Below are 15,244 nucleotides of genomic sequence, written 5' to 3'. Positions count from 1 at the left end.
TTTCTCGCTCTCGAGCAGCCGTGTTACGGTGCGCTACGTACACGTTCTCAGGGCGGGGTGGAAATCCCCACCGGCGGAAATGGCGGTCCGGCAGATCCGGGGCGCACGAGCCCGCGAGCGCCACGGCTACCCGGCAGGGGAGCGGTGGGACGAGCAGATTCCGGTGTGATCCCGGAGCCGACGGTCAAAGTCCGGATGGAAGAGAACGCGGCACCGGCTCGTGCGCCTCGCGCGCAGGGGCCTGTTCGCGTCGTTTTCGCCCTGGGTGACATCGCGAACAGGAGGCACCCCATGTCACCCAACCCGAATCGCATCGCTCTCGTCGCCGCGCGCTGGCACTCCGACATCGTCGACAAGGCGGTCGAGGCCGCCCGCGCCGGACTGGCCGAGCGCGGCTACTCCGAGGTCGACGTCATCGAGGTTCCCGGAGCGTTCGAAATCCCTTTGCAGGCCAAGCGTTTGGCGACCAGCGGCGCCTACGCCGCGGTGGCCGCGGTGGCACTGGTCGTGGACGGCGGCATCTACCGCCACGACTTCGTCGCCTCGACCGTCGTCGACGCGCTGATGCGAGTCCAGCTCGACACCGACGTCCCGGTGTTCTCGGCGGTGCTGACCCCGCACCACTTCCACGAGCACGGTGAGCACCTCACCTACTTCTCGCGGCACTTCGAAGTGAAGGGCGCCGAGCTGGCCAACGCCATCGCGACGACTCTCGCCCTGGACACCGTGTCCGTCTGATCGGCAACCGGGCAAACGGCCCTTCGCGTATCGGATAGCGATGTGCGAAGGGCCGTTTCGTTTTCAGAACGATGGCCACGACCCTGTCCGCGCGGGCCGGAGGCGGCTCGCCGTGCGGACAGGGTCGTGGGGTTCGCCGGTGCGGGCGGGGGGAGAACGCACCGGCGAGCTGATTCCCGCCTGGGGTTGGGTTAGGCGGAAACCAGGGTCTTCTCGGCCGGGGGTGCGGCCGGGGTGGTGGGTTCGGGGGCGGGGTGGTCTTCGACCATGGAGGATTCGTCGAAGGGGATCTCGCGATTGAGGACGGCCTGGACGCGGACCGGGTCGATGGTCCTGGTCCAGGTGCCGACCAGCAGGGTGGCGACGGCATTGCCCGAGAAGTTGGTCAGGGCACGGGCTTCGGACATGAAGCGGTCGATGCCGACGATGAGGCCGACGCCGTCGAGGAGTTCGGGGCGGTGGCTTTGCAACCCGCCTGCCAGCGTGGCCAGGCCCGCGCCGGTGACACCCGCCGCGCCCTTCGAGGCGATGATCATGAACAGCAGCAGCCCGATCTGCTCGTGCCAAGCGAGGGGCTTGCCCATGGCGTCGGCGACGAAGAGCGTGGCCATGGTCAGGTAGATGGCGGTGCCGTCGAGATTGAACGAATACCCGGTCGGCACAACGACACCCACGGTGGTGCGGTCCACGCCCGCGTGCTCCATCTTGGCGATCAGGCGCGGCAGTGCGGATTCGGACGACGAGGTGGCGAAGATCAGCAGGTACTCCCGCGCCAGGTAGCGGACCAGTTTGAAGATGGACGCTCCGGTCACCGCGCGCAGCAGCACGCCCAGCACGCCGAAGATGAACACCACGCAGGTCAGGTAGAACGCGACCATCAGCAGCGCCAGCTGCTTGACCGCGTCGAGTCCGGTGCGCGCCACCACATTCGCCATCGCGCCGAACGCGCCGATCGGGGCCAGCCACAGGATCATCGTCAGAATCCGGAACACCAGCTTCTGCACCGAGGCGACGCCGCGCAGGATCGGTTCGCCCGCGGTGCCCATGGCCTGGATGCCGAAACCGACCAGCAGCGCGATGAACAGCGCCTGCAACACCTTTCCGGAGGTGAGCGAGGACAGCAGGCTGGTGGGGACGATGTCCTCCAGGAACTGCCAGGTGCCGCCCGCCGCCTTGGCGTCGCTGGCGTACTTGCTGATCTCCTTGGCGTGCGCGGCCACGTTCAGGCCGGACCCGGGATGCAGCAGGTTGCCGACCGCCAGGCCGATGCCCAGCGCCACCGTGGACATGATCAGGAAGTAGCCGATGGCCAGGCCGCCGACCTTGCCGACCTTGGCCGCGGCGCGCACCGAGCCGATGCCGAGCACGATGGTGCAGAAGATGACCGGGGCGATCATCATCTTGATCAGGTTCACGAACAAGGTGCCCAGTTCGCCGACGCTCTTGCCGAATCCGGGTGCCAGCCAGCCGACCAGCACGCCCGCGACCACGGCCACGATGACGGCCAGGTATAGCCAGTGGGTACGGTCTCGGCGCTGCCGGGTTGTCGTTTCGCTCATCTCGCGGGTTCCTCCGGGTGTTGCCCGCGTGAGGTCCTCTCCACGGGGTGTCGGGCAAAATCATGGCTGGGAACAGTGACGCCGGTCACTGTTGCGTACATTTTGTTCACGGCGCCCGCGGCGGACACGGCGGGCGCACAGGCTCGGAGGTGCAGTGAGAGGTCGGAGAACGCGGGCTCGCGGCACCCTGGCCGGGCAGGTGTTCGTGGTGCAGGTGCTGGTGCTGGTGGTGGTCATCGCGGCGGGTGCGGCGCTGGCGCTGCTGCAGACCCGGCGGGTGCAGGACGACGCCACCCGGGCGGAGGTCATCGATGTCGCGGTGGCGGTCGCGCAGACCCCCTCGACCATCGCGGCGGTGCAGGGCCCGAATCCGACGGCCCTGCTGCAACCGGTGACCGAGGCCATTCGCACGGCGGCCGGGATGGACTTCATCGTGGTGATGGCGCCCGACCGCACCCGCTACACCCACACCGATGTCAGCCAGATCGGAAAACCGTTCAGCGGCAACATCGATCGCGCGCTGGCGGGGGAGACCTTCACCGAGACCTTCACCGGCACGCTGGGGCCCTCGATCCGCGCGGTCACCCCGGTGCGCGCGGCCGACGGGCGCATCGTGGCGCTGGTGTCGGCGGGCGTCACCCGCACCCACATCCTGGCGCAGGTGATCGATCAGCTGCCGATCGTGCTGACCGCCGCCGCGGCGGGTCTGGCGCTCGCGACGATCAGCTCACTGCTGTTGCGCCGCAGGCTGTTACGTCAGACCCACGGGCTGGGATCGGCCGAGCTGCGGGTGCTCTACGAGCATCACGACGCGGTGCTGCACTCGGTGCACGAGGGCCTGCTGGTCTTCGACGCGGGCGGTGATCGGGCCGAGCTGGTCAACGATCAGGCGCGGCTGCTGCTGGATCTGCCGGACGGCCCGATCACCCGCGCCGAACTGCCGATCTCGCTGCAGCGCTTGGGAACCGGCGTGGTCCGCGACGAAATGCACGTCACCCCCGACCGGGTGCTGGTGGTCAATCAGGACCTGGTCGAACACGACGGCCGCCGCCTCGGCACCGTGCTGACCCTGCGCGACCACACCGAATTGCGGGATGTGCTGGGCGAATTGGATTCGGTGCGCGGATTCGCGGAATCGCTGCGCGCGCAGGCGCACGAGGCCGCCAATCGGCTGCACACCGTGGTCACCATGGTGGAGCTGGGCCGCCCGCACGAGGCGGTGAACTTCGCGACCGCGGAACTGGAGCTCTCGCAGGTGCTCATCGACCGGCTCACCGGCGCGGTCGCGGAACCGGCGGTGGTGGCGCTGCTGCTGGGCAAGGTGGAGCAGGCGGCCGAGTACGGCGTGGAGTTGACGGTCAGCGGTGACACCCTGCTGGATTCCACCGATCCGCTCACCCCCAACGAGATGGTCACGCTGCTGGGCAATCTCATAGACAACGCTCTGGACGAGGTCGGGCACGACGTGGACGCCTGGATGGAGGTGACGGTGCGACGCGACGAGTCGGAACTGTTCGTACGGGTCGCCGACAGCGGCCCCGGCATGTCGGAGGAGCTGTTCACCCGGGCCACCGAGCGCGGCTATTCGACGAAGACCGATCACCACGGTCTCGGGCTGGCGCTGGTGCGGCGGCTGGTGGCGCGGCACGGTGGCGAGCTGCGGGCGCGCCGCGAGCCGGAATCCGCGGTGATCGTGCGGTTTTCGCGATGATCCGGGTGCTGATCGTCGAGGACGAACCGAAAATCGCTGCGGCGCACCGGTCTTATCTGGAGCGGGTGCCGGGCTTCGAAACGGTGGCTGTCGTGCATACCGGGCGCGAGGCGATTTCGGTCGCGAAAAGGTCACAATCGGGCGGTGCGCCGGTCGATCTGGTGCTGATGGATATCGGCTTGCCGGATATGAGCGGTCTCGCGGTGGCCGCCGCGCTGGCCGGATTGCGGCCGCGGCCGGACGTGATCGCGGTCACGTCCGCGCGGGATCTGGCCATGGTGCGCGCGGCCGTCGCGCACGGGGTGGTGCTGTATCTGTTGAAGCCCTTCACCTTTGCGGCCTTCCGCGAGAAGCTCGAGCGCTATCTCGAATATCGGACCGCGCTGCCCGCCGGGGAGACCGCCGTCTCGCAGCAGGATATCGACCGCGCGTTCGGTATGCTGCGCACGCCGGACCAGCGGGCCACCTCGCCGAAAGGTATTGCGCCGCAAACGATGGACGAGGTTTCGCGGGCGGTGCGATCGGCCGCGAAGGGGCTGTCCGCGGGTGAGGCCGGGCGCGCCGTCGGCGTTTCGCGAGTGACCGCGTGGAGATACCTGGAGCGTATGGCCGAAGACGGCGTGGTGGAGCGCCGGACCGACTACGGTCGGACCGGGCGTCCGCAGGTGCGCTACGTGTGGTTGCGCTGATCTGTTGAACGCCACCGGTTTGCGGGTCAGGTGTTGTGGCTGGCATCACATGAGCAGGTGCACGAGAACCGACTGCTCATGATGTAACCGTTGCCACCTTTCAGGGGTAACAAGGTGCTGTAACAGCGATAAAGTCTGAAGATATGTAGCTGCGAAGTTCTAGAGGTCTCTAATTAGCGGGGCAAACGTGCAAATGATCGGCAAACGGTCGGGTTCGCCGGATCCCAAACGCCACCTGTGGATGTTGGGGCTCATCGCGCCTGGGTGTGCGCTGTTGCCGTCACAGCTGGTGCTGTGGACGAAGTTCACGGTGTTCTGGTGGATCGGACCGATCATCGTGCTCATCGTCATTCCGGTGCTGGACTGGGTCGTCGGGGAAGACGGCAGCAATCCGCGTGACGAGGACTACGAATTACTCTCGGGTGACCGGTTTTACCGGTGGTGCACCTATATGTTCCTGCCGATCCAGCTGGTCGGTTTGATCATCGCGTCCTTCATGTGGGCGGGCCACGATCTATCGACGATCAACAAACTCGGCCTGGCCGCGACGCTGGGTTTCGTCAGCGGCATCGGCATCAACGCGGCGCACGAGCTCGGCCACCGCGTCGAGCACATCGAGCGCTGGCTGTCGAAAATCGCGCTCGCGCAGTCGGGTTACGGCCACTTCTTCGTCGAGCACAATCGCGGCCACCACGTCCGCGTCGCCACTCCGGAGGATCCGGCCAGCGCGCGCATGGGCGAGTCGCTGTGGGAGTTCCTGCCGCGCAGCGTGATCGGCGGCTTCCGCTCGGCGATCGCCCTGGAGGGCGACCGGTTGCGGCGTAAGGGCCAACGCTGGTTCAGTGTGCACAATCACATCCTGCAGGCGTGGTCTATGACCGTCGTGCTGTTCGGCGCGCTGGCCGCGGTGTTCGGCCTCGCCGTGCTGCCGTACCTGTTGCTGCAGGCCGTGATCGGTGCCGCCCTGCTCGAAACCGTCAACTACGTCGAGCATTACGGCCTGCTGCGCAGCCGTCGGCCGAACGGCGCGTGGGCGCGCTGCTCGCCGCGCGACAGTTGGAACAGCGACCGCCTGGTCACCAATATCTTCCTGTTCCATCTGCAGCGGCACAGCGATCATCACGCCAATCCGGGTCGCCGCTATCAGACGCTCCGATCCACCCAGGAGTCCCCGCAACTCCCGGCCGGGTACGCGACAATGATTCTGCTGGCCGGGATTCCGCCGCTGTGGCGCTACGTCATGGATGACCGGCTACTGCAGCACTACGAGGGTGATGTCAGTCAGGCGAACATCCAGCCGCGCAAGCGGCAGCGGATTCTGGCCAGTCACGGCTTGACCGCGGCCGCCTGACCCGATCGACAAACCGCAGCCGACATGCGTACGCTGTACGCACGTCGGCCGTCGCGTGGGGGCACCAGGCCGGACCGACTAGCCTGAGGGCCAATACGCCGACCATGGAGAGGCAGATGACGACCGCTGTGTCCAGCATGATGACCGCCGAAGTCCGCAACGGGATCGACTTCAAGGTGGCGGATCTTTCCGAAGCCGAGTTCGGCCGCAAGGAGATTCGCCTCGCCGAGCACGAGATGCCGGGCCTGATGGCCCTGCGTCGCGAATACCACGACGTGCAGCCGCTGCGCGGCGCGCGCATCTCCGGCTCGCTGCACATGACCGTGCAGACCGCCGTCCTCATCGAGACCCTGGTCGCCCTCGGCGCCGAGGTCCGCTGGGCGTCCTGCAACATCTTCTCCACCCAGGACCACGCCGCCGCCGCGGTCGTCGTCGGGCCGCACGGCACCGTCGAGGAGCCCAAGGGCACTCCGGTTTTCGCCTGGAAGGGCGAATCCCTCGAGGAGTACTGGTGGGCCGCCGAGCAGATGCTGACCTGGCCGGGTGAGCCGGCCAACATGATCCTCGACGACGGTGGCGACGCCACCATGCTGGTGCTGCGCGGCGCGCAGTTCGAGAAGGCCGGAGTCGTCCCGCCCGAGGACGAGACCCACTCGGCCGAATACAAGGTGTTCCTGAACCTGTTGCGCGCCAGCCTCGAAGCCGACGCCACCAAGTGGTCCAAGATCGCCGACGCGGTCAAGGGCGTCACCGAGGAGACCACCACCGGCGTGCTGCGCCTGTACCAGTTCGCCGCCGCGGGTGAGCTGGTGTTCCCGGCCATCAACGTCAACGACTCGGTCACCAAGTCGAAGTTCGACAACAAGTACGGCACCCGCCACTCGCTCATCGACGGCATCAACCGCGGCACCGATGTGCTCATCGGTGGCAAGAAGGTGCTGATCTGTGGCTACGGCGACGTCGGCAAGGGTTGCGCGGAGTCGCTCGCGGGCCAGGGCGCGCGCGTCCAGGTCACCGAGATCGACCCGATCAACGCGCTGCAGGCGCTGATGGACGGCTACGACGTCGTCACCGTCGAGCAGGCCATCGCCGATGCCGACATCGTCATCACCTCGACCGGCAACAAGGACATCATCACCCTCGATCACATGAAGGCGATGAAGGGCCAGGCCATCCTGGGCAATATCGGCCACTTCGACAACGAGATCGACATGGCCGCCCTGGAGTCCTCGGGCGCCGACCGCCTCAACATCAAGCCGCAGGTCGACCTGTGGACGTTCAAGGAGACCGGTCGCGCGATCATCGTGCTGTCGGAGGGTCGCCTGCTCAACCTGGGCAACGCCACCGGCCACCCGTCGTTCGTGATGTCGAACAGCTTCTCCAACCAGGTGATCGCGCAGATCGAGCTGTGGACCAAGCCCGACGAGTACGACAACGAGGTCTACCGCCTGCCCAAGCACCTCGACGAGAAGGTCGCCAAGATCCACGTCGAGGCCCTCGGCGGCACCCTGACCAAGCTCAGCAAGGACCAGGCCGAGTACATCGGCGTGGACGTCGACGGCCCGTACAAGCCGGAGCACTACCGCTACTGAGTCGAACACCCGCATAGCGAAAATGACTGTGCCGCCGACCTTCTCGGGTCGGCGGCACAGTCATTGGGAAACGCCCCGGGCTCTCGGGGAGAGCCCGTCGCTACTTGAGGCAGATGTCGATCAGTGGAATCCACTTGCCGCCCTGCAGGGTGCAGAGGGCGGCGTTGATCAGTTCACTTGCGCTCGAGCCGGTGCCACCGACATTGCTGGAACCCGAACCGCCGGAACCCGAGGCGGGCTGACCGGCGACGGAGTCGGCGACGGGCGCCGGATCGAGCGAGACGGGCGCCGCGGTCGCGGTACCCGCCACCGAGAGGGTGGCGGCGGTGACGGCGACGGCGGCCAGGGTGGCACGCGTGGTGAAACGGGACTTCATCAGGTTGCGCTCCTTGCAGGGGGAGTGGTGGAACGGACCCTACAAGAGATGAACGATCAGTGTTTCAAATTCGCGAGTCTTACTTCCGGAAGGCCGGAGGCAGGGGGTAGCCCTTGTCTTTCATGACCTCGCGAGCCCGGTTCGGATAGTCGGTGATGATGCCGTCGACGCTCTGATCCAGCACCAGACCGATGGTCTCCTTGTCGTTCACGGTCCACGGAATCACCTTGATGCCGAGATCGTGTGCCTGGCGGACGTATTCGGCCGTCGTGGTGAGCTTGAAGTACTTGTCGCCGACCTTGGCCGCACTGTCCCAGGGATTCACGTACGCCGGCGACGAAATGTCCGCGCCCAGCGCCTTGATCGCGCCCAGCGGATCGGTCGCGTGCTCGTCGTAGCGAATCGGGCCCAGCCACGGGCTGTTCGGGGCGAAGGTGGAATCGTCGTAGAGGGCGACGGTGGGGATGCTCGCGTTCCTCGCCTTCACCAGCGGCAGGCTGCTCCAGTCGAAGCTCTGGATCTCGACCTTGTCGGTGGCCCCGGCCTGCGACACCGCGTCGAGGATGACATCGACGAATTCGCCCGGGGCGGCGGACTGTTCGGGATGCGCGGCCTCGATCTTGGTTTCGATGTTGTAGCGCACCGCCTCGAACGCGCCGGGATACGTCTTCACCAGATCGAACAATTCGGGCAGCTTGGCGATCTTGTTGCCCGGAAGCTCCTGTGCCTCCGGGAATCCCGCGAGCTTCTTGCCGCAGTCCAGGGTGCGGACCTGATCGTAGGTGAGGTCGTGGACCAGCTTGCCGACGTAGGGGAACTGCGGATCGTCGGGGAAGGCCGCCGCGGTGTCGGCGCACTTCTCGGCCTGGATCACCGGGTCGTGCCAGATGAGCGGGACCTTGTCCTTGGTCAGCACGATATCGAGTTCCAGCGTGGTGACGCCGAGTTCGACGGCCTTGGCGAATCCGGGCAGCGACTCCTCGATGGTCATGCCGCGGCCGCCGCGATGCGCCTGCAGATCGAAGGAACGGTGCGGATCGGCCGTCGCGGTGCTGGAACCCTGGTTGTCGGAACCGCTGCCGCAGGCGGTCAGCCCGACGGTGGCAACCGCTACTCCGAGGATGGCAAAAACATGCTTGAGCTGCAAATATTTGACACCTTGTGAGGTCATGAACCGGACTATAGCAATCTGGATGCAACGCGAATCGGGGCTCCGCAGCGGGTCGCGGGCCGGTTCGGTACCCTCGCGGGCATGGGTGCACTGATGGTCGTGGAGGGCCTCGACGGCGCGGGCAAACGCACGCTCACCGAGGCCGTCGTCGCGGAATTGCGCGCCCGCGGCCTGCGGGTGGCCACCCTCGCGTTCCCGCGCTACGGCGTCTCGGTGCACGCCGACCTCGCCGCCGAGGCACTGCGCGGCGGGCACGGTGACCTGGCCGCGTCGGTGAACGCCATGGCGGTGCTGTTCGCCCTCGACCGCGCCGACGCGCGCGAGGAGATCTCGAAGCTGCTGGCGGACAACGACATCGTGCTACTGGACCGCTACGTGGCCTCCAACGCCGCCTACTCCGCCGCTCGCCTCGAGCAGACCGCCGACGGTGAAATCGCCGCCTGGGTCGGGGAATTGGAGTTCGAGCGTTTCGCCCTGCCTGCGCCGAATGTCCAGATTCTGCTGGACGTGCCGGTGGCCGTCGCCGAGGAGCGCGCCCGCCTGCGCGGCGCCGCCGACACCTCGCGTGCGCTGGACGCCTACGAGAAAGACGGTGGGCTGCAGCGCCGCACCGGTAGTGTCTACCGTGAGCTGGCCGAAACCAACTGGCACGGAACGTGGTGGGTGCATCGGACCGGTGACGATCCGGCAACTTTGGCCGCGCGCCTGGCGGAAATTGTTGCTGGATAGGGTTGGATGTGCGCCGACAGGTCACGAGTGTTGGCGTGGCGGCCGAATCAGAGCCGGAGAGGTGACAAACTAGACGTTATGAAGCCGAAGATTCTGGTCGTCGACGACGACATGGCTCTCGCGGAGATGCTCACGATCGTCTTGCGCGGTGAGGGTTTCGACCCGCACGTCGTCGGGGACGGTACGCAGGCGCTGACCGCGGTCCGGGAGTTGCGCCCGGACCTCGTTTTGCTGGACCTCATGCTCCCCGGCATGAACGGCATCGACGTATGCCGGGTACTGCGTGCCGATTCGGGTGTGCCCATCGTGATGCTGACGGCGAAGACCGACACGGTCGACGTCGTCCTGGGTTTGGAAAGCGGCGCCGACGATTACATCGTCAAGCCGTTCAAGCCGAAGGAACTCGTTGCACGAGTGCGGGCTCGCCTGCGCCGCACCGAGGAGGAGCCGCAGGAACTGTTGTCCATCGCGGACATCGTCATCGACGTGCCGGCGCACAAGGTGACGCGTGGTGGAGCTCAGATCTCGCTGACTCCCTTGGAATTCGATCTGCTGGTGGCGTTGGCTCGCAAGCCGCGTCAGGTGTTCACCCGTGAGGTGCTCCTCGAACAGGTCTGGGGTTACCGGCATGCCGCCGATACCCGCCTGGTCAATGTGCACGTACAGCGGTTGCGTGCCAAGGTGGAGAAGGATCCCGAGAACCCCGAGATCGTGCTGACCGTGCGAGGTGTGGGCTACAAGGCCGGACCGCCGTGATCGCTGGTTCCAGAAACCGCGTTCAGCGGTGGCTGGCGGTAGTGGTGGCCTGGTTCCGCAATCTGGGCGAGCAACTGGGCCATGTGTGGCGGCGTTCGCTGCAGTTGCGGGTCGTGGTGTCCACCCTCACCCTGTCGCTGATCGTCATCACGATTCTCGGAGTCGTGCTGACGAGTCAGATCACCGACCGGTTGTTGGACTTCAAGATCAACGCGGCCGTCGAGGAGATGACGCGTGCCCGCACCACGGTGCAGAACTCCCTGACCGGAGTCCATGACTCCGGCACCCCACAGGGGCGATTGGACGATGCCCGCCGTTCGCTGTCCAACAGCGTCGGCGGGACCCAATCCGGTGGCGCCGCAGGCAGTTACGAGTCGGCGCTGGTGATGACCGGGGACGGTCAGGCCGAGACCTCCGCCGGACCCATCCAGGAGATCCCGCCCGAGCTACGGACTTTCGTGCAGCAGCGGCAGGTGTCCTATCAGTTCGCCACCATCTCCAGCGCGGACGGATATCAGGGGCGGGCGCTGATCATCGGCAGTCCCGCACAGGACATCGACCGGCTCGAGATCTATCTGATCTTCCCGCTCTCCAACGAACAACGCAGCCTCGACCTGATGCGCGGCACCATGCTCATCGGCGGCATCGTGCTGCTGGTCCTGCTGGCCGCGATCACCGCGCTCGTCACCCGACAAGTGGTGCTGCCCATCCGATCCGCCGCGCGCATCGCGAGTCGCTTCGCCGACGGACGACTCAAAGAGCGCATGCTGGTGCGCGGTGAAGACGACATGGCCAGGCTGGCCATGTCGTTCAACGAGATGGCCGAAAGCCTGTCCAACCAGATCACCCAACTCGAGGAGTTCGGAAATCTGCAGCGCCGCTTCACCTCCGACGTCAGCCACGAACTGCGCACCCCGTTGACCACGGTGCGCATGGCGGCCGACCTCATCCACGGATCCAGCGACGACCTGGACCCGGCCCTGGCGCGCTCGGCCGAACTGCTCGTCAACGAACTCGACCGCTTCGAGGGACTGCTCAACGACCTGCTCGAAATCTCCCGCCACGACGCGGGTGTCGCCGAACTCCAGGTGGAATCGCTCGACGTGCGGATGTGCGCGCGGGCCGCGGTATCCACGGTGCGGCACCTGGCCCGCGAGTCCGGCGTCGAACTGGTCGTCGACATGCCCGAGGAACCCCTTGTCGCCGAGGTGGATCCGCGCCGCGTGGAACGCGTGCTGCGCAACCTGCTGGCCAACGCCATCGACCACAGCGAGGGCAAACCCGTGCTGATGCGCATGCGCGGCGACGCCGACGCCAATGCCGTCGCGATCGTGGTGCGCGACCAGGGCGTCGGGCTGCGTCCCGGTGAAGAGAAGCTGGTGTTCAACCGTTTCTGGCGCTCGGACCCCTCGCGCATGCGCCGCTCCGGCGGCACCGGCCTGGGCCTGTCCATCAGCGTCGAGGACGCCAACCTGCACGAGGGCAAACTCGAGGCCTGGGGCGAAATCGGTGTGGGAGCGAGCTTCCGGCTCACCCTGCCGCTGGTGCGCGGACGCAAACTCGGCACCAGCCCGCTCACCCTGGAACCGCCGAAGGTGCGCGGCACCGTCTCACCCGAACAGCTGGCCCTCGACATCGCCGGATCCGACGCGTCGCCCGCGGCCATCGAATCCGCCGCCGCCGTCCTGGATTCCGCCGCCACCGCCGAGGAACTCATCGCGGGCATCCCCGAAACCGGGACCAGCCCACTGGGATTCGACACCCCGGCAGCCGGATTCGAGGCCGTCGACCCGGCATTCCCGTCCACCACCAACGGAACCGACGAGAGCACCGGCGAAAAGCCGTCCGGCAGTGACCCTTCCGGCGGTGATGTACCCGCCTCCCCGGGGGACAGCCGATCATGAGGACGCCGACGGCGGGCCTGCGGCGGGCCCTGGTGGCGCTCGGCTGCCTGCTGAGCCTGTCCGGGTGCGCCAGCCTGCCCGACTCCTCGGCACCACAGGCGCTCGGCACCCTGGACCGGCAACCCACCAGCACCGCGCCGACCCCGCCGGTCGCCGGGCGCGAACCCGAACAGCTGCTCCAGGACTTCCTGCAGGCCACCGCCGACCCCACCAACCGGCACCAGGCCGCCCGGCAGTTCCTGTCCCCGGCCGCCAATGTGCGCTGGGACGACACCGCCGCCATGAGCATCGTCGACTCGCAGCCCAACACGCTGCGCGAGTCGCGCAGCGGCGACAACGCCACCTACGTGATCCGGGCCCGCAAACTCGGCGAACTGGCCGCCGACGGCTCCTATCGGGCGGCCGACGGCACCCTGGAGAACAAGGTCGAACTGGTGAAGATCGACGGTGAATGGCGCATCGACGACCTGCCCGCGGGCGTCATCGTCGAACAGTCCGCCTTCGCCAAGCTCTATCACCGCTACTCGCTGTTCTTCCCCAATCTGGCCGGGGGCGCGATGGTTCCGGACCTGCGCTGGATCTCCGCACCCAAGGAACAGCTGCCGCAACGGCTGCTCGGACTGCTCGCCGAGGGGCCGCAGTCGGCGCTCGCTCCCGCCGTGCACAACTCCCTGGCCGCACCGGTCACCCTGCGCGGCCCGATCACCAAGGCCAACGGCGACGCCGACAATGTCGGAATCGGCGGTGGCGGGGTGGCCATCGACTTCGCGGGCGCGGGCGCCCTCGACCCACCCACCCGGGACCTGCTCGCCAGCCAGGTGGTGCTCACCCTCTCCAGCGCCGACGTGCTCGGTCCCTACGTGCTCGACGCCGACGGCAAGGCCCTCGACGACAAGTTCGCGGCCGGCTGGCAGCGCGCCGACGTGGACGCCAAGAGCCCGGAATCCGTCGCGCGCAACCGGACCGGGCTGCACGCGGTGCGCGACGGCTCGCTGGTCGCGGTCGCCGACAACGCCATCGCCGCGGCCCCGGGCTTCTTCGGCACCACCCACACGTTGCAGTCGGTCGGGCTGTCCCCGGACGGGCAGCTGGTCGCCGCGGTCGCCCGCTCCGGACTGCCCGATCCCGCGCCGGAACGCACCCTGATCATCGGAACCTATGACGGCCAGGGCTTCCCGGTCGCGACCGGCGGCACCTTCACCCGGCCGTCCTGGCCCGCAGACGGCGGCTCGGCGTGGTCGGTGGTGGACGGCGAACGGGTGATCCGGGCCGTGCACGACCGCAGCACCGGCAATGTCTCGGTGCAGGACGTCGACATCACGGATCTGGTTGCGGCGGCGGCCAATGCGAACTCACCGCGCGCACCCATCACCGAACTGCGCATCTCGCCGTCCGGGGCCCGGGCCGCGCTGATCGCCAACGGCAAGGTGTACGTGGCCGTGGTGACGCCGCAGCCGAACGGGAAGTTCGCACTGTCCTCGCCGCTGCCGCTGGCCATCGGGCTCAGCACCGCGGCGGTGTCCATCGACTGGCTCACCGACGAGAAGGTCGTCGTCGCGCGTGACGGCAATGTGGATCCGGTGGCCAGCGTGCTCGTCGACGGTTCGCAGTTCGCTCCGCTGTCCTCGCAGAACCTGACCCCGCCGGTGCGGGTGGTGAGCGCCTCGCCCGATCAGGAGTACGTCGCCGACTCGCGGGCCGTGCTCGAACTGACCCGCAGTACCGAAGGGCGCGAGGACTACTGGCGCGAAGTTCCGGGATTGGGCGCCAACGCGGCTCCCGTGCTGCCCGGCTAGGCGCACACTGGGGCCATGGGGGAGCTGCTGGATCTGATCCTGCCGCACACCTGCGGCGGCTGCGGGCGCGCGGGCACCAACTGGTGCGCGGAATGCGCTGCGGCGCTGGCCGGTCCGCCGATCCGGATCCGTCCGCGGGCCGACCCCGGCGTGCCGTGCTGGGCCCTGGCTCCCTATCGCGGGCCCGCGCGCCGCGCCGTGCTGGCCGTCAAGGAGTGTCGACGCCGAGACCTGACGTCTCCATTGGGTATCGGATTGGCCAGGGGGCTGGATCATTTGCGGGACACCGCCCGTCCGCTGATACTGGTGCCCGCGCCCAGCCGCCGGGCGGCCGCACGGCAGCGCGGCGGCGATCCGGTGGCACGTTCCGCGCACGTCGCGGCGAGTTGGCTACCGGGTTGCCGATCGATACGCACGCTGCGTCTGCGGCCCGGTGTGCGCGATTCGGTGGGGCTGGGACACCGCGACCGCCAGCACAATCTGCGCGGGCGGATCATGGTATCCACCGCCCGTCCGATCGCGGCCCTGTTTCCGGCAAATGCCGAGGTAGTGCTGGTCGACGACGTGTTGACCACGGGCGTCACGATGCGCGAATCGGTACGTGCGCTGAGAGATGCGGGAGTGACGGTTCGTGCCGCGCTGGTAACCTGCGCGGCTTGATTCTTCGAAATTTGCGTGAACACTGGCGGACAGGTCGCTGGCGTACTAGCGTCGCGATCAGACACCCGAACCGCAAGTTTGGAGGTGGCGCCTCGGACCATATGTGCCGAGCTGTCTCGACATGATCGAGCACGTCGATCTCGGCACACGTTTCAATCCCGCCGCACGAGCGGCTTGTGCGGCCAGATCCGGGAGGTACGCGTGACGACAAC

Annotated in this window: 13 protein-coding genes and 1 riboswitch; of the genes, 10 read left to right on the top strand and 3 right to left on the bottom strand. The window is 67.4% G+C overall.

Going from position 1 to position 15,244, the window contains the following annotated elements:
* Positions 1–39: 39 nt before the first annotated feature.
* A riboswitch (FMN riboswitch) is annotated at positions 40–211 on the top strand.
* 80 nt (positions 212–291) lie between these two features.
* A complete protein-coding gene (locus OG300_RS24965; protein ID WP_405485471.1) occupies positions 292–738 on the top strand; it encodes a 6,7-dimethyl-8-ribityllumazine synthase in 447 nt (148 codons plus the stop codon).
* A 191-nt stretch (positions 739–929) separates the two neighbouring features.
* Here the strand turns inward: OG300_RS24965 and OG300_RS24960 are convergent, their stop codons facing one another.
* Entirely contained in the window at positions 930–2,297 is a 1,368-nt protein-coding gene (locus tag OG300_RS24960; RefSeq protein ID WP_405485470.1) for a cation:dicarboxylate symporter family transporter, read from the bottom strand.
* A 154-nt stretch (positions 2,298–2,451) separates the two neighbouring features.
* Here OG300_RS24960 and OG300_RS24955 point away from each other — a divergent pair, with 154 nt between their 5' ends.
* From OG300_RS24955 to ahcY, 4 genes are all read left to right on the top strand, one after another.
* Positions 2,452–4,008 (top strand): ATP-binding protein, encoded by a 1,557-nt coding sequence (locus OG300_RS24955; RefSeq protein WP_405485469.1) that lies wholly within the window; start codon positions 2,452–2,454, stop codon positions 4,006–4,008.
* The gene (locus OG300_RS24950; RefSeq protein ID WP_405485468.1) at positions 4,005–4,697 is read left to right on the top strand and encodes a response regulator; all 693 of its coding nucleotides are present in this window, start codon (positions 4,005–4,007) and stop codon (positions 4,695–4,697) included. The genes OG300_RS24955 and OG300_RS24950 overlap by 4 nt, the downstream gene beginning before the upstream one ends.
* A 193-nt stretch (positions 4,698–4,890) precedes the next feature.
* A complete protein-coding gene (locus OG300_RS24945) occupies positions 4,891–6,048 on the top strand; it encodes an alkane 1-monooxygenase (RefSeq protein ID WP_405485467.1) in 1,158 nt (385 codons plus the stop codon).
* 116 nt (positions 6,049–6,164) lie between these two features.
* Complete coding sequence (gene ahcY, locus OG300_RS24940) at positions 6,165–7,640, top strand: adenosylhomocysteinase (protein ID WP_405485466.1); 1,476 nt, start codon at positions 6,165–6,167, stop codon at positions 7,638–7,640.
* A 100-nt stretch (positions 7,641–7,740) separates the two neighbouring features.
* Here ahcY and OG300_RS24935 read toward each other — a convergent pair whose 3' ends face one another.
* Positions 7,741–8,016, bottom strand: a complete 276-nt coding sequence (locus OG300_RS24935) for a hypothetical protein (protein ID WP_405485465.1) — start codon at positions 8,014–8,016, stop codon at positions 7,741–7,743.
* A 79-nt stretch (positions 8,017–8,095) separates the two neighbouring features.
* Positions 8,096–9,187: a glycerophosphodiester phosphodiesterase gene (locus tag OG300_RS24930; protein ID WP_405485464.1), complete on the bottom strand. Its 1,092-nt coding sequence runs from the start codon at positions 9,185–9,187 to the stop codon at positions 8,096–8,098.
* 81 nt (positions 9,188–9,268) lie between these two features.
* Here OG300_RS24930 and OG300_RS24925 point away from each other — a divergent pair, with 81 nt between their 5' ends.
* The 5 genes from OG300_RS24925 (at position 9,269) to OG300_RS24905 (ending at position 15,032) form a co-directional block, all read left to right on the top strand.
* On the top strand, positions 9,269–9,916 hold the full coding sequence (locus tag OG300_RS24925) for a dTMP kinase (protein WP_405485463.1): 648 nt from the start codon (positions 9,269–9,271) through the stop codon (positions 9,914–9,916).
* Between the two features lie 78 nt (positions 9,917–9,994).
* Entirely contained in the window at positions 9,995–10,672 is a 678-nt protein-coding gene (gene mtrA, locus OG300_RS24920) for an MtrAB system response regulator MtrA (protein WP_033090495.1), read from the top strand.
* Positions 10,669–12,576: an MtrAB system histidine kinase MtrB gene (mtrB, locus tag OG300_RS24915; RefSeq protein WP_405485462.1), complete on the top strand. Its 1,908-nt coding sequence runs from the start codon at positions 10,669–10,671 to the stop codon at positions 12,574–12,576. Before mtrA ends, mtrB begins: the two co-directional genes overlap by 4 nt.
* Positions 12,573–14,372 carry an MtrAB system accessory lipoprotein LpqB gene (lpqB, locus tag OG300_RS24910; RefSeq protein ID WP_405485461.1) on the top strand — a complete coding sequence of 600 codons (1,800 nt, stop codon included), beginning with the start codon at positions 12,573–12,575 and terminating at the stop codon, positions 14,370–14,372. The genes mtrB and lpqB overlap by 4 nt, the downstream gene beginning before the upstream one ends.
* Positions 14,373–14,387: 15 nt before the next feature.
* Positions 14,388–15,032, top strand: coding sequence for a ComF family protein (locus OG300_RS24905; protein WP_405485460.1), 645 nt, complete (start codon positions 14,388–14,390; stop codon positions 15,030–15,032).
* Positions 15,033–15,244 lie beyond the last annotated feature (212 nt).

This window comes from Nocardia sp. NBC_00511, from assembly GCF_045161165.1.
Taxonomy (GTDB): domain Bacteria; phylum Actinomycetota; class Actinomycetes; order Mycobacteriales; family Mycobacteriaceae; genus Nocardia.
The sequence above is the reverse complement of the archived record's forward strand: the minus strand, read 5'-3'. Positions and strand labels throughout refer to the sequence as shown.

Coding starts and splice junctions, on each gene's coding strand:
- OG300_RS24965 (WP_405485471.1), top strand. CDS start 292: ATGTCACCCAACCCGAATCGCATCGCTCTCGTCGCCGCGCGCTGGCAC.
- lpqB (WP_405485461.1), top strand. CDS start 12,573: ATGAGGACGCCGACGGCGGGCCTGCGGCGGGCCCTGGTGGCGCTCGGC.
- OG300_RS24950 (WP_405485468.1), top strand. CDS start 4,005: ATGATCCGGGTGCTGATCGTCGAGGACGAACCGAAAATCGCTGCGGCG.
- OG300_RS24930 (WP_405485464.1), bottom strand. CDS start 9,187: ATGACCTCACAAGGTGTCAAATATTTGCAGCTCAAGCATGTTTTTGCC.
- OG300_RS24945 (WP_405485467.1), top strand. CDS start 4,891: ATGATCGGCAAACGGTCGGGTTCGCCGGATCCCAAACGCCACCTGTGG.
- mtrA (WP_033090495.1), top strand. CDS start 9,995: ATGAAGCCGAAGATTCTGGTCGTCGACGACGACATGGCTCTCGCGGAG.
- OG300_RS24925 (WP_405485463.1), top strand. CDS start 9,269: ATGGGTGCACTGATGGTCGTGGAGGGCCTCGACGGCGCGGGCAAACGC.
- OG300_RS24905 (WP_405485460.1), top strand. CDS start 14,388: ATGGGGGAGCTGCTGGATCTGATCCTGCCGCACACCTGCGGCGGCTGC.
- OG300_RS24935 (WP_405485465.1), bottom strand. CDS start 8,016: ATGAAGTCCCGTTTCACCACGCGTGCCACCCTGGCCGCCGTCGCCGTC.
- ahcY (WP_405485466.1), top strand. CDS start 6,165: ATGACGACCGCTGTGTCCAGCATGATGACCGCCGAAGTCCGCAACGGG.
- OG300_RS24960 (WP_405485470.1), bottom strand. CDS start 2,297: ATGAGCGAAACGACAACCCGGCAGCGCCGAGACCGTACCCACTGGCTA.